Source organism: Halobacterium sp. NMX12-1, from assembly GCF_040435975.1.
Classification (GTDB): Archaea; Halobacteriota; Halobacteria; order Halobacteriales; family Halobacteriaceae; genus Halobacterium; species Halobacterium hubeiense.
In genome coordinates, this window is record NZ_CP159205.1 from 73,527 (window position 1) to 87,024 (window position 13,498).

Annotated in this window: 18 protein-coding genes and 1 pseudogene; 9 read left to right on the plus strand and 10 right to left on the minus strand. The window is 56.4% G+C overall.

Features of this window, described 5'->3' with window-relative positions:
- The first annotated feature begins 24 nt into the window (after nt 1-24).
- From ABSL23_RS15995 to ABSL23_RS16030, 8 genes are all read left to right on the plus strand, one after another.
- A complete protein-coding gene (locus ABSL23_RS15995) occupies nt 25-1,419 on the plus strand; it encodes a permease (protein ID WP_011222407.1) in 1,395 nt (464 codons plus the stop codon).
- 125 nt (nt 1,420-1,544) lie between these two features.
- The gene (locus ABSL23_RS16000) at nt 1,545-2,144 is read left to right on the plus strand and encodes a MarR family transcriptional regulator (RefSeq protein ID WP_353635540.1); all 600 of its coding nucleotides are present in this window, start codon (nt 1,545-1,547) and stop codon (nt 2,142-2,144) included.
- 168 nt (nt 2,145-2,312) lie between these two features.
- Nucleotides 2,313-2,633, plus strand: a complete 321-nt coding sequence (locus ABSL23_RS16005; RefSeq protein ID WP_004594618.1) for a hypothetical protein — start codon at nt 2,313-2,315, stop codon at nt 2,631-2,633.
- Between the two features lie 57 nt (nt 2,634-2,690).
- Complete coding sequence (locus ABSL23_RS16010; RefSeq protein WP_089649900.1) at nt 2,691-3,044, plus strand: SHOCT domain-containing protein; 354 nt, start codon at nt 2,691-2,693, stop codon at nt 3,042-3,044.
- 95 nt (nt 3,045-3,139) lie between these two features.
- Complete coding sequence (locus ABSL23_RS16015; RefSeq protein WP_004594616.1) at nt 3,140-3,556, plus strand: DUF302 domain-containing protein; 417 nt, start codon at nt 3,140-3,142, stop codon at nt 3,554-3,556.
- A gap of 3 nt (nt 3,557-3,559) precedes the next feature.
- On the plus strand, nt 3,560-3,913 hold the full coding sequence (locus ABSL23_RS16020; RefSeq protein ID WP_004594615.1) for an SHOCT domain-containing protein: 354 nt from the start codon (nt 3,560-3,562) through the stop codon (nt 3,911-3,913).
- Nucleotides 3,914-4,036: 123 nt separating this feature from the next.
- Entirely contained in the window at nt 4,037-4,345 is a 309-nt protein-coding gene (locus ABSL23_RS16025; protein ID WP_004594614.1) for a thioredoxin family protein, read from the plus strand.
- A gap of 19 nt (nt 4,346-4,364) precedes the next feature.
- On the plus strand, nt 4,365-5,111 hold the full coding sequence (locus tag ABSL23_RS16030; RefSeq protein WP_004594613.1) for a plastocyanin/azurin family copper-binding protein: 747 nt from the start codon (nt 4,365-4,367) through the stop codon (nt 5,109-5,111).
- A gap of 284 nt (nt 5,112-5,395) precedes the next feature.
- On the opposite strand, the gene ABSL23_RS16035 is transcribed toward ABSL23_RS16030, so the two are convergent.
- From ABSL23_RS16035 to ABSL23_RS16070, 8 genes and pseudogenes are all read right to left on the minus strand, one after another.
- Nucleotides 5,396-6,148: an ABC transporter permease gene (locus ABSL23_RS16035; protein WP_353635541.1), complete on the minus strand. Its 753-nt coding sequence runs from the start codon at nt 6,146-6,148 to the stop codon at nt 5,396-5,398.
- On the minus strand, nt 6,145-6,747 hold the full coding sequence (locus ABSL23_RS16040; RefSeq protein ID WP_004594611.1) for an ABC transporter permease: 603 nt from the start codon (nt 6,745-6,747) through the stop codon (nt 6,145-6,147). The genes ABSL23_RS16035 and ABSL23_RS16040 overlap by 4 nt, the downstream gene beginning before the upstream one ends.
- A 127-nt stretch (nt 6,748-6,874) precedes the next feature.
- Nucleotides 6,875-7,498 (minus strand): ATP-binding cassette domain-containing protein, encoded by a 624-nt coding sequence (locus ABSL23_RS16045; RefSeq protein ID WP_004594610.1) that lies wholly within the window; start codon nt 7,496-7,498, stop codon nt 6,875-6,877.
- A 216-nt stretch (nt 7,499-7,714) separates the two neighbouring features.
- Nucleotides 7,715-8,317, minus strand: coding sequence for an AsnC family transcriptional regulator (locus tag ABSL23_RS16050; protein ID WP_004594609.1), 603 nt, complete (start codon nt 8,315-8,317; stop codon nt 7,715-7,717).
- Nucleotides 8,318-8,376: 59 nt separating this feature from the next.
- On the minus strand, nt 8,377-8,517 hold the full coding sequence (locus ABSL23_RS16055; protein ID WP_011222411.1) for a YHS domain-containing protein: 141 nt from the start codon (nt 8,515-8,517) through the stop codon (nt 8,377-8,379).
- A 349-nt stretch (nt 8,518-8,866) separates the two neighbouring features.
- Nucleotides 8,867-9,625 carry a class I SAM-dependent methyltransferase gene (locus ABSL23_RS16060; RefSeq protein WP_353635542.1) on the minus strand — a complete coding sequence of 253 codons (759 nt, stop codon included), beginning with the start codon at nt 9,623-9,625 and terminating at the stop codon, nt 8,867-8,869.
- Between the two features lie 135 nt (nt 9,626-9,760).
- Nucleotides 9,761-10,123 (minus strand): annotated as a pseudogene (locus tag ABSL23_RS16065) (hypothetical protein); the annotation flags it as partial.
- 61 nt (nt 10,124-10,184) lie between these two features.
- The gene (locus ABSL23_RS16070; RefSeq protein ID WP_229772983.1) at nt 10,185-10,556 is read right to left on the minus strand and encodes a DUF411 domain-containing protein; all 372 of its coding nucleotides are present in this window, start codon (nt 10,554-10,556) and stop codon (nt 10,185-10,187) included.
- 579 nt (nt 10,557-11,135) lie between these two features.
- Here ABSL23_RS16070 and ABSL23_RS16075 point away from each other — a divergent pair.
- On the plus strand, nt 11,136-12,134 hold the full coding sequence (locus ABSL23_RS16075; RefSeq protein WP_353635543.1) for a universal stress protein: 999 nt from the start codon (nt 11,136-11,138) through the stop codon (nt 12,132-12,134).
- Nucleotides 12,135-12,398: 264 nt separating this feature from the next.
- On the opposite strand, the gene ABSL23_RS16080 is transcribed toward ABSL23_RS16075, so the two are convergent.
- Nucleotides 12,399-12,686, minus strand: a complete 288-nt coding sequence (locus ABSL23_RS16080) for a hypothetical protein (RefSeq protein ID WP_004594603.1) — start codon at nt 12,684-12,686, stop codon at nt 12,399-12,401.
- Nucleotides 12,687-12,692: 6 nt separating this feature from the next.
- The gene (locus ABSL23_RS16085) at nt 12,693-13,238 is read right to left on the minus strand and encodes a DoxX family protein (protein ID WP_229772977.1); all 546 of its coding nucleotides are present in this window, start codon (nt 13,236-13,238) and stop codon (nt 12,693-12,695) included.
- Nucleotides 13,239-13,498 lie beyond the last annotated feature (260 nt).

Genomic DNA, 13,498 nt, shown 5'->3' on the forward strand with positions numbered 1-13,498 from the left:
GATGATCCCTACAATGATACACCTATGCAGGCGACGATAATCGACGGAGTTCTTGAATCCCTTCGTATCGGTGTCGGATTTCTCTGGACGGCGGCGTGGGCGATCATCATGGGCCTCACGATTACGAGTCTCGTCCAGGTCTACGTCTCGAAGGAGCGGATGGCACAGGTGCTGGGTGAGGGCGATCTAACTGGACTTACCAAGGCGACTGTGTTCGGAGCAGCAAGCAGTGGCTGTAGTTTCGGCGCCGTCGCCATCGGGAAGGGCCTGTTCAAGAAGGGGGCGCACGCGGTGAACTTCCTCGCGTTCATGTTCGCGTCGACGAACCTCATCGTCGAACTAGGGCTGATGATTCTCATCCTGCTTGGCTGGGAGTTCCTCGTCGCGGAACTGCTCGGCGGCCTGATTCTCATCGCCGTCATGGCCGCCATCGTCCACCTCACGCTTCCCGAAAACCTGTTTAACGAAGTCCGCGAGAAGCTCAACGAGCGCGACCACCAGGCGGGCGTCACGGAAGATCCCACCTGCGGGATGGAGGGGAAAGACGAGTACACGCTCACGACCGACGGCGGTGAGACGCTCAAATTCTGCTCGGAGGGCTGTATGGAGACCTATCGCCAGGAGACGTCGAGTAGCGGCGGGTGGCGTGACGAGTTGCTGTCGTGGGGTGGCTGGTACAAGGTCGGGAATCAGTACCGCAAGGAGTGGTCGATGATCTGGAAAGACATCGTCGCCGGCTTCCTTATTTCTGGGTTCGTCATCGTCTTCGTCCCGCAGTGGGTGTGGAACACGCTGTTCATTCAGGGCGACGGCCTGCTCGTGACTGCCGAGAACGCCGTCATGGGCGTCATCATCGCCGTCCTCAGTTTCGTCGGCAGTATGGGCAACGTCCCGTTCGCCGTCGCGCTCTGGGGTGGTGGCGTCAGCTTCGCCGGGATCATCGCGTTCGTCTACGCCGACCTCATCACCGTGCCCGTCCTGAACGTCTACCGGAAGTACTACGGCTGGAAGGTGATGCTGTACATCCTCGGCGTCTTCTTCGTCACGATGGCGTTCACCGGCTTCCTCATGGAGCTGCTGTTCGACGCGCTGGGTATCGTTCCAGATCTGGCGGGCGGCGAGACGGCGACTGAACAGACGTACTTCGAGCTCAACTACACGTTCTACCTCAATATTATCGCCTTTGCGCTCTCCGGGTTCCTTCTGTATGTCTACCGGCGGGGACTCGGCGCACCAGGTCAGTATCGAGATCCGGTGTGCGGGATGCGAACCGACGATGAGGGCCCGAGTGCGTCCCACGATGGGACGACGTACTATTTTTGCTCAAAGAAATGCAAGCGTACGTTCGAAGAAGAACCAACGGAATTTACTAATCAAAGCCCGCAAATATCGAGCCACGATCACGATCATGACCACTGATGATCGCACTGTGGTTCATCCGCTGTGATGGGGTTCATCATCACAGTTTCAATCCGCAATTGTCACACCTACTGCGCTCAAATAGACGGTATGAATAGTCAAATCCCGCAACTCGGGGCTGTCATATGAATCGCCGTCGAGCAGATACTGTCGTCGGTGTGCTTCTCGGGTTCGTTCTCCTGGCCGGCGGGGTACTCAGTTGGCGGGCCTATCAACAGCGTCGGGCTATCGAGCAATCGATAGGGTCAATGATGGGTTCATCTATGGGAACGATGCACGGCCCAGACCCCCTCTGGTACGTGGTTGGAACCCTGCTGGTTGCTGGCGTTATCGGTGGCGTCTATTACGTGGTCCGGGGAGAACTCACCGATCCAGAAGTGGCCGACACAACGGCGCCTGTCGATCCTGCACAGACATCGGCGGCAACAGCTACGTCGATGGATGATGACGCTGCACCGGCGACGTCTATCAATCCTGAATCGGACCCCCAAGCACGCGTTCTCGATCTCTTACCGGATGATGAACGACGCGTCCTCGAACCCGTCCTGAACTCCCCCGGAATCACGCAGATTGAACTTCGGGATCGATCTGAGTTCTCGAAGAGTAAAGTAAGCCAGACCGTGAGTTCACTCGAGGAGCGAGGTCTGCTGTATCGGGAACGACAGGGTCGGACCTATCGTGTGTATCCGAGTGATGACCTTCGGCAGCAACAACCGGGAAAATAGTCGCTATCTATCGGGCGCTCTCCCTCTCGAATTCCGTAGGTATGAACGGTCTCCCTCGAGCAAAACGGTTAGAAGATGTTATAGACGTTCTCGAACGTTCTCCTGTATGGATTCACACCCATGTCGATAACTCCCGAGCAGGCCTACGAGTAACCGAGGAGAGAGACAATGACCAACTTCAAACTCGGCCGGTGGCTGCTCGTGGCGCTCGCGATTGTCGGACTCGCGTTCGCCGCACCGGCAGTCAGCGCACACGACAACGCAACGACCGCTGACGACGCGCCTACGGACAATGCCACCGCAGATGAATGGGCCACTTGGATGGAGGCACAGATGACCGAACACATGGGCCCGGGTAGCGTCGAGTGGATGGAGTCGCACATGGGTGTGACCGTCGACGAGATGGCCCAGGACATGGCTGACGGGGAATACCACGACGGGGCTGACGACGGCTACAACGGCGGGATGTACGGGCAGGGCCACTGCTGACGGCTCTGGCCGTTTCGATCGCTCCAATCGAACACCACAACTCACCAACGCAAGATAATGACGCAACTCACCACTCACATCGGACGCACTGCTCGGCGACTCGCGATCCTCGCCGTCCCGCTGCTAGTTGCGGCGACTGGACCGGCTGTTGCCCACGGTAGTGGGAGCTACGGCGGCGGCATGATGGGGGTCGGCTGGGGCCTCTTCGGTGGAGCGATGGGGCTCTGGGGGTTCCTCTGGATGGGGCTCCTCATCGCCGTTCCGCTCTACATTGTCTATGCGCTCCTCAATCGAGGCTCCGGTGGGAACGAAGAGCAGTCGCTGTCGGTTCTCCGTGAGCGCTACGCCCGCGGAGAGCTCTCGGATGACGAATTCGATCGGCGGCGAGAACAGCTCGAACGCACCGGATGACTGGAGCAGCTGCTGTTCCAGCCGATACATCATATTCCCAACGGCCGCCGTTGCGGCACCCAACCGTTAACCCCGTAGACGGGGTATGATACTTCATGGAATACACAATACAGACTTCAGTCACCGGTGAGTTCGACGACGTCGTCGACACGACGATTGCGGCGCTCAAAGACGAAGGATTCGGCGTCCTCTGTGACATCGACGTCCAAGCGACGCTCGAGGAGAAACTCGGCGAGGAGTTTCGACAGTACTGCATCCTCGGTGCGTGCAACCCGGGGCTGGCACACGAGGGCCTGAACGAAGAGATCGAACTCGGCGCACTCCTCCCGTGTAACGTCATTGTCTACGAAACCGACGGCGGCGAGGTCATGGTGAGTGCCGTCGACCCACAACAGCTCGTCGGCATCGCCGACAACGAGGCACTCGACTCGATCGCGAACGAGGTCCACGACCGGTTCGAACGCGTTCTCGCCAGCGTCGCGGACGAACTCGAATCATCGACCGAGATCTGAACCATGACATCATCAAACCAACTCGACACCACAACCATCGTCCTCCTCATCCTCGGGGCGATCATCGTCCTCCCCTTGCTCACGATGGGGATGGGATTCGGCGGGATGATGGGATACGGTGGAATGATGGGTGGATACGGGACGACCAGCGGCTGGTGGCCACTCGTCGGGATGCTCGTCCAGCTGGTCTTCCTCCTCCTCCTGCTCGGTGGCGGATATCTCGTCTTCCGTCGCGTGACGGCATCGCAGTCGTCGCGGAATCCCGCAATGGAGGAGCTGCGTATGGCATACGCCCGCGGAGATCTCACCGAGGAAGAGTTCGAGGCGCGTCGGAACAAGCTCGAACGCTCGGAGTGACGGTCCGACCACCAACCTCCGGCGTTACTCACGTCCGGCCCCTTGGAATCCGAAATCTGTGACCCTCACAGCTTTCGGATGTGAATAGAAGTGTGCTAAAAGCATAAGACCATACTAGCTACTATGACGGAAGTTATCCTGTTCACACAGGAGACTTGTGGAGCGTGCGCAACGCAGCGAGAGAAAAACGAGGGTATCGAAGATGCGTATCCGGATGTCGAGTTCCGGGAGGTCGACATCCAGACCGATCTGGAGACGGCCGAGGAGTACGGTGTCCGAAAGACGCCAACGACGCTCGTGTATGCAAACGGGGAACAGACGGCCGAGTTCATCGGCATCGTCGACCGGGACGAATTGGAGGCTGCCATCGAGAGCGCCGGCCAGCAATCGCCCGGACTCACGAACCGGCTCGCCAGCATCATCCGTGGATAACAGAAGCCAACCAGCTACAATGACAGACTACAGTAGACGCCAGTTCCTGGGAGCGCTCGGTGCTGGCACAGTCGCGAGTGCGGGATTCACCCAACCAGTCGCCGCACAGGAGACGCCCGTCGTGAAGATGGGCAACAACTACTTCGACCCGATCGGGCTCCACGTCGAACCTGGCACGACCGTCCGCTTCGAGATAGCAGCCGGAGCTCACTCGGCGACGGCCTATCCGGACCGCGTTCCCGCCGACGCCACCGCCTTCGACAGCGGGACCATCTCGCAGGGGAGCTTCGAGCACACGTTCGAGGTGCCCGGAACGTACGACTACTACTGCATCCCTCACAAGACGGTCGGCATGGTCGGTCGCATCGTCGTTGGTAGCCCTGGCGGTCCAGCTGAAGACAGCCCGATCCCGGACGGCGAGGTCCCAGACAGCGAAACGATCGTCCAGAACGGCGCCGTTGCCGTCGGCTCGGACGTCGACGGCAGTGGGAGTACCGATGGCGGAATGATGGGTCCAGGGATGATGCACGGCCGGAACGGTGGATGGTTCGGTGGGCTGCCGTTCGTCGGCGGGGCACTCGGGATGCTGGGGCTGGTCGGCGGCTTCCTCTACTGGGCAATGGGTCGAGGCGATGCACCTCCAGAGAGTGACGATTCCGCTATGGAAACCCTCCAACGTCGTTACGCACGAGGCGAGATCGACGAAGAAGAGTTCCAGAAGCGTCGTGAACGGTTGGAGACTGGGAGTGAAGACCCATCTCGGTAAGGCGCGGTGTCGTCGCCATTTCTACACGCCTGAGGTCCCTCGCTCAGGAGTCCTTCGAAGACCTGTTCCTACGCCGCGGCACTTCTCCGCGGAACGTAAGCCGCACTCATCGGTGCCCAGAGAACGAGGGACACAGCAGCAACCAGAGTCCACCGAACCGTTTGCCCGATCAGACGGTCGTAGTGAAATCCGAGTCAAACTATCCAATTGAGCGAAGCTGGATATAGTGCTGTTTGGGTCTTCTCCCCTACAGTTACCGGAGTAAGTAGTCTACTGGCCTGATCTTACTTCTCCTGTGTAATTCGGTAGTAGACGCCGATTGTGAGGACAGCTACGAGGAGGAGGTATCCAGTAGCCCACACCAATGAGAGAGTCGTATCTACGTCCGTTGTGAGTCCGGTATCGATCATCACACGGACGGGCCAATAGCCGGGGAGTAGTTTCATCCACCATTCGGGCTCGGACTGGATGAACAGCGGATCCTGGAAGAGTCCGATATCGAGCATCGGGAGAATCAGCATTAGCCACATCCCGGCTAGGCGGTCGAAAACGGCCCCGACGAGCATCCCGATGAGACCATACGTGACCGAGACGACGAGCATCGCTGCGACGAACCACCAGAGATGCTCAGGCTGGAAATCGACGAGCATCACGCCGACTGAGACGCCGGTAACGATGAGAGTGATTGCTGCGAGGACCCCAAACCGGGCAGTGATTACCTGTCGTGCACGATAGCCGGCGACTGCCAGACGACCGTCTGTGTCTTTGGCTTCTCGCATCAGGAACAACCCGGCGAGTCCCGCGATGAGGGCGCTCGTAATCGGCGTCATAATCACGCCGTGGACCTCAGGCATCCCTCGCATGACCGTCACCGTCTCACCGTCGACGAGCGTCCGAACCGGCATCTCGACGTCCTGGGTGACTGCGAACGCCAACGTGATGAACGAGACCGGTAGGACGACCAGTAGAGCGACGAGGACGTAGTTTCGCGCCTGTTCTTTGATGCCGATTGTGAACGCCGTTGTCGTACGACTCATGCGGACCACCCACCACTGGTGCGCATCGTCACTCCGAACACTGCGGTGACGAGTACAAGCAGGACTAGCAGGTATCCGGCGACGAAGCCGAGATCACCCGTCGTATATGTGCCTTGGAACATCGCCTCCTGAAGGAGTTCCTTTGGATGATAGAGCGGGAAGTATTCCACGAACTCGGGAACGTCGGCGGCCAGCGGACTGTCGCCACTGAGGAACGCATCCATCATTGCAAGGAACACCACGACGAGCGAGCCTTCGAACAGTCGTGGAAGGAGCGCCCCGACGAGTGCGCCAAGAAACGCATAGACGAGGCCGGCAAGTACGAGGAATACGAACGTCAGGACAGGGGCTCCCGGTGAAATCGTCAGCCAGAGAACGCCGTAGTTTACGGCAGCCACGACAACGGTCACTCCTCCGAGCGCCGCTAATCGAGTCGCAAGCAGTGTTCGGGGTGGATAGCCTGTCTGAACGAGTCGCCGATCGGCTGCACGCGCACTAATCATCTGCGCGAGTCCCATCAGGCCGGCAATGATGGCGACCCCGAATATCGCTCCGAGAAGGCGACCTAGCTCGATCGGAATCGCCTCGACCGTCGGCATACTTGGTAACCCAGCCATTGCTTGTCCCCAGCCTTCGATAACGACAATCGGAAGGAGAAGTGCTAGGACAACATTCAGGGGGGTTCTGAGGAAGGTGGAGACGTTCGCCCGAATCCCCGTCCAAACCCTATTCATCGGTCTCTTCCCCCCGTTCACTGGCCGTTGCATCAGTCTCGCCTTCCTGGTCAGTCACGTCGTAGACCTGTCCGTCACGAACCTCATAGATGCGGTCGAGACGACTTTGCTCTTCGATCAGGTGTGAAATCATCGTGACAGCTGTTCCGTCGGCAGCGAGTTCCTCGGCGAGATCCCAGAACGTGAGATACGTTTCCCAGTCGAATCCAGTGTAGGGCTCGTCCAGCATGAGGACGTCCGGATCGTGCATCAGGGCGATACTGAGATTGATTTTCTGCCGGTTTCCACCACTGAGTTGGTCGATTCGGTAGTCAAGGTACTGCTCGAAATCGAGTTTCGACGCCAAGCGGTGTTTGGCCTCGTCGATTTCTTCGGCGGTCATTCCGTATCCGGAACCGAACAGTCGGAACGTCTCTCCGACCGTCAAGCGGTCGTAAAGCAGTGGTTCCTGTGGACACCAGCCAACGGTTCCCGTCCGTTCGACTGTTCCGGAATCCTGTTCGAGGACACCGACGAGGATGTTCATGAGCGTGGATTTGCCCGACCCGTTCGCGCCGACGATCCCGACGATTTCCCCCGTCCGAATTTCGAGATCGGCATCGGTGAGGACGGTCACTGACCGCGTAAATGGAAAACTCGATCCGTACGTTTTTTCAATCTCATTAGCACGGACGAGTACCTTGTTGCTTGTAGCTTCTCCTTTGGTGGTTGTGGACGCTTCCATAGGTGTATACACACGCTTCTAATTCACTGCGATTACTGTTTCAAATCAAAACTATTTGCAGCAAACTCGTAAGCAATCAGGAATTGAGTATACAGCTAATGCTAGACTCTAAGCATCAGATTTCTCTTGACTTTCTGTATACTGTTCCCTATACGTTGTTTCACAGTTCTCACTGCAAAACTGCTGGAGTGAACCACCGACACGGGTGGCTAGTCCGTCTTCACCGACAGTGGTTCCGCAATTTGCACATTTGAGTGCGGATTCAGTCCCCTCGGCATACGCTGATTGAGCAGCGTTCGACAGCAGTTGTACGTCGTATCGCCGCACGTCAGTCAGTGGTAGATATTGCTGCGCCCAGTTTCCGACTGTATTCCGCGGCGGCGTCGCAACAGCTACGATTTCGCCCTCCGCAGTTGTGAATACGTGTTCTACGGCTGGGGTCTCGAGGATCGATTCTCGAAGAGAATCCGTCTTTCCGAGCTCAGGCTGGAGGCGTACCATGACGTGTATCCGGTTTTCGTACTGTGTGAGGTCGAGATCAACGGTGAATCGACGAATGACATCTTCTTGCTCCAACTGACGGACGCGTGCTGAAACGGACGGGGGTGAAAGATTTACAGCCTCAGCAATAGTGCTGTAGGGTCGTCTCGCGTTCTCCGCTAAAAGACGGAGGATTTCGCGATCCGTGTCGTCAAGTTCTGGTTGGGTCATCGAAAGGCGGAATGGGGGTGGGTGTGGGGGAGCTACGACGCAGGTGTGGGGTGTGACGGTTAGACGTACTCCTCCGGTGTCGAGGTGAACGTCTCCTTGCAGCCCTCGGCACAGAAGTAGTACGTCTGACCGTCGTACTCAGCTGTGGCCGCCGGATCACTTTCATCGACGTCCATTCCACAGACTGGATCAGTTGCCATTCGGTTTCACCCCACATCAATGGTACGAGGGCCTGAATCAAGCAATTTGTTCTTAGCAATCCAAAGTCGGGATACATAGCGATTTGAGCCGTGCTGCACGGTTTGGCTTTTCTGACTCCACAATCAACGGTTAGTACCTCACAATCCCGAACTATCGTTCGAGTATACCAACGGATTCCTATCTGTGTCCTATATAAATACTGGAGTCTGAACCAATTCTAAACCTATGGGTCACGATCCACCACACGACAATCACGAGCAGTGAAGACCCCACAGGTCCATCCAAATTCGTGGATGCTCAAGCGTCGACGTGACGATCCGATTCTTTCTTGCGCCGTGCAAGTAGCAGTCAAGTAGTCTCTAGTTCCGCAACGAAGATAACGTGTCGCAGGAACGGCAGCGCGTGGTGAGCCTTCCGTACCTGCTCAGTAATCGCTGGGGGATCGAGATCATACGCTCCTAACAGTCGTTCAATGAGAGCCCGGAGCGGGCTCGTGAGTAGCTGGAGGTACAGCGTCGTCCACTTTCGGAAGCGTCCGACGCTGTGTTTCGTGATATCTTCGACCGCTTTGAGCTCAAAGCTCGTCTCGTCGAGAGCAGCTTTGTATCCTTCAACAGTACCCAAGGACGGCATATCCCACGCATCCGCAAATGAATCGACCAATCTCCGTTCCGTTTCAGTCACGTCTGACTGCATCACGAGATCGGAGACTACGAGAACCCCCTCGGGTTCGAGGGTATCTGCGACTGTAGCGAAAACGCGATTCCGCTCGGGGAGGTATACGAGTGCGTCGATGGCTGTACACGCGGTAAACGAGTCCCTGGTAAACGGGAGTTGTGTCGCGTCACCGATGATGAACTCGGAATCGAGGTGCTTACCCCGTGCGTTCTCGGTTGCCATCTGGATGTTGTACGGAACGAGGTCGACACCAGTGACGTTGAAGCCGAACTGATAGGCGAGGTGGAGGGCTGGACCCCCCCCCCCCGACCGCAGCCGACATCGAGGAGGCGCACTCCGTCGGTTGTGGGTAGATGCGACGCGACCCTTGAGCCGACTTCCGTGACGAGGCGACGTTGACTCGAACCGGCTATATGTGGCTGGTACCACTCCGAGTAGCCGAGATTGAGGAACTCGTCAGTATCGAACAGGAGGTCGAACGCCCGCCAGATATCGGCTCGCTCGCCGCGGTAAGAAAACTGGTCGGTGATTCGGTGGCGGAGAGTACTCTGATCCATCGGCCACCTACTCGAGTTCGGAAACCTCCGAATAGCAGTACTCGGATTCGTCGCAGTACGCGAGGTCGGCACACCCGCGAGGACGCTGGTAGTCGATTCCCTTGTGCCGTCGGAGATACGTCACGTATCCGTCGTCGACGCGGTCCAGGATGTCGTGACAGATCCACTTCTCCCTAACCCACGTAGTGCCCAGATTTCGGTACGGACACAGGAAGATCGTCCGTTCGACCGAATCAACCTGTGGCGTCTCGACGATCCGGACACCGACAAGGCGATAGGCGATGCGAAGACGGGTAACGACCGATTCTGGCGTATTCGCGCCGAGGAAAAGGACGTATGCAAGCACGTATCCGAGATCGTGGAGGAGTCGTCGAATCATTGTTTAGGGTGTCGACTGCCGTCCCAAAGTATCTTGATCAGGTGTTTTCTGTTCAGATTTCGGTGTACACGTCACCTGTCTTTCCGCCGCCGAGTTTGTAGACGGTGAATGTGTCGGACTTCGTCCCGCCCATCCCCGGCGATCCAGCCGGCATCCCGGGCAACGCGATGCCGTCAATCGCCGGCTCTTCCTCGAGCATCGTCGCGATAACCTCGGCAGGAACATGTCCTTCGACGACGTACTCGTCGAGGACGAGTGTGTGACAGCTCTGTAGATCCGATGGAATACCGTGTTGGCGCTTGAGATCCGTCACGTCCTCGGTTTCGGTTTCCCCGAGCGTCGTGTCGAGCTGTTCCCGCAGGTACGACGCATATTTTCCACAACAGCTACAGCCTGGTGAACTGTATTGTTGGGCGTTCGTCACCGCTAGCGTTCCCTCGATATCCCACTCATCCCCACTCGATGACCCCAAACAACCGGCGGTTCCGAGTGCGACTGTCGTCGCACCGACCCGTAGTAGTTCGCGACGAGTTACGGCCCGTTCCATATGCTCGTCACTTGGCTCGGAAGTATTCAATTGTACGTCGACCTTTCCTGTGTATTGAGAACGGATTCAAGCACGACGGGGAAGGTGACTTTCAGTTCTGAGGAGGAAACCCCAAAGGTCAGAGTCCCGTATTCGTCTCTATGTGGCGACCCTCATCGGTCGAGGGTGCTGCCGTGACGGTTTTCCGTCAACGAGCATATCGGCCTTAAATTGCGCCCAACATGACCCAGAGCATGACTCGTCGCACCGACTCCGACACTTCACTCCTCGAAACTGTGGGAAATACGCTCTCGTCGAACTGATGCGACTCCAAACGACGTCTCCACTCTTTTCGAAATAGACGTGCTATAGCGAGTTACTTGCGATAAAAGCCTCAAGTCACCACCCCAGAGACTGTTCTCCCGGTTTCGATTCTTAACAGAAAGCACGGTAAATCGTCGTTACGTATAGATATGTATGAACTCCCCCAGCCATCTAGAAGTTCGAGAAGGTGCGGACATCAACCTGTACAACCAGATCCTCATTCCACTCTACGGAGCTGATATAAGGGACTCAGTGGTCCAATATGGCCTATCACTTGCAGAAACGTATGATGCGGCTCTCCACATGTTATATATTCAAGATGAGGAACGCACGGAGGTGGAATCCGATCAAGTCACTAAACAAGAGGAATGGGACGCAGCAGCGGTAATTGAACCCGTGGTGGATCAGGCCCACTCGCTCGGACTCAATGTGATACCAGCAGTGGATAGTGGGCACTCTTCAGGTGTTATTCGGGAATACGCTGAGGAGAATGATATCGATTTGCTTGTCCACCAGAAACCTACACAGACTAGATTAGCACGAATTCTCCGGAGAGACGTCTCCAGCCACATCATTCAAAATATCTCTCTTCCTGTCTTGACGATACCTGATATGGATCCCTCTGATCCGGTAGGAGAGTTATCTACTAGTCAGTTCACAGATATTCTCGTGCCTACGGATGGATACGACGAGGCATCTGTGGCCTTCAAACATGGGCTACAAATTGCTAAACGGTATGATGCAACCCTACATGGACTTTTTATCATTTCCGAACAGTCCTATTCGAGTCGGCCTGGATTCACGTGGGAAGAGGTCACTGACTCTTGGGAACAGCGGGGAACTCGGCTCTTGGAGGACATTACGGAGAAGGCAGCGACCTTGGACGTTCCTGTCCGAACTACGTTGAGCTTTGGTCAACCTCAGCAGGAGATTCTCAAATACACTGAGGTGACTGACATCGACCTTGTTACAATGGGGACACGAGGATTGACTGGCATTCGTCGGCTATTACAGGGAAGCGTCGCAGCTCAAGTGATCGAGGAAGCAGATTACCCCGTTCTAACGATTAACCGAAGGACAGCTGAATTGAAAAAACACCCGTACACCTTTCTTCGAAAGACAAACCAGAATCGGAAGTCAAGGCTATATTGAAATATTATTTGTAATATACTAATTTCAGTCTTAAATTCGGAAATTCTAATTGCGTATTAATCCCCGTTTCTTCTACCAAACCAAAGAGTGTTAAGTTCGTTCTGCTGAATAAAGCGCGCGTACTGACCAGAAGGAAAACCAAGAAACGACAGGGCTACTCCTAAAAATCGTGTTTGTCTTCACGTTTAGGTGCATCAGATGGACGTTAGTGCGAGCAACGCGAAAAGTTAACTGGCAAATGGCTCCACGGACTGAGTTGTTGAACTAGTCGTCCATGCCGGATGGGGTTTGGCCCGTAGTCGATCCCGACGGTGCCGACCCTGCGGCAAACTTGTAAACGGCGACGAGTCCCCAAATCACCAAGCCGAGCAGGATGATGCCCGCCCTAATGTCGATGGGGACCACTGCAGCGTGTTCGATTGCTCCCTCGCTATCGACTGGGTGCCCGGCTCCCAGTAGCATGTCGAGCAGGCCGATCACGACGACGCCCAAGACAACCAGGCCACCGCCGACGTACATGGCGATTTGGTCTGCCGTTGATAAGTCACTCATTGGTAGTCACCCGAGGAGTTTCCGTAATCGCGTGTTCTCGAACAGTTCCATCTCACGCAGGCGGTTATCGACTGCCAGGACGCCGCCCGCTCCAAGTGCCACAATGGTTCCGAAGACCATGATCCCAAGGAGTTCACCCGTGACCATACCGTTGGCCCAGCCGCCACCGTAGCCGTTGATGAAGTAGAAGAACAGCATCATGAAGGCACCAAAGAAGGCGGCGGTCCTCGTGAGGACACCGAGTATCAGCCCGAGACCGATGGCGGTTTGCCCAAGCGGTACCGCCACGTTGACGAACGCCAACAGGATGCCGTCGCTGAACGGCGTGACGAAGGGGGCGAGAATCGTGCCCTGAGCGGCTCCGCCGACGAACCAGCTGGCGTCGAAGGGCCACGCCCAGATTTTGTCAAGGCCAGCGTGGAGCATCCACCACCCGGCGGTCAGCCGGAGCAGCAGGATCCAATACGACAACCAGGCTCCCGAGACCGAGAACGACGTCTCGGTTCCGAGAAAATTCGTACGGATGGATTGAGTTGACATGGCATACTTCACCTCACGGCTGATTTTGTCAGATGTAGTAAAAAAGATTGATGGTGTTCGTGATTTCTAAGAGTCGGGGCTCATTTCAGGAACGCGGATATCCGAGGTGAGTTGGATGATTCTCAAGAAGGAATTCGGTCACCCTCTACGGACTGATTGTGTGCTGGGGCGTGTAAGCGGGAACACTGATGAAGCCGAGCCCACCGAATTCTGGATCTCGGAAAATTCGCTTGAGGGACTCCATTTGCTGATTTAATCCTCTGTACTTACCG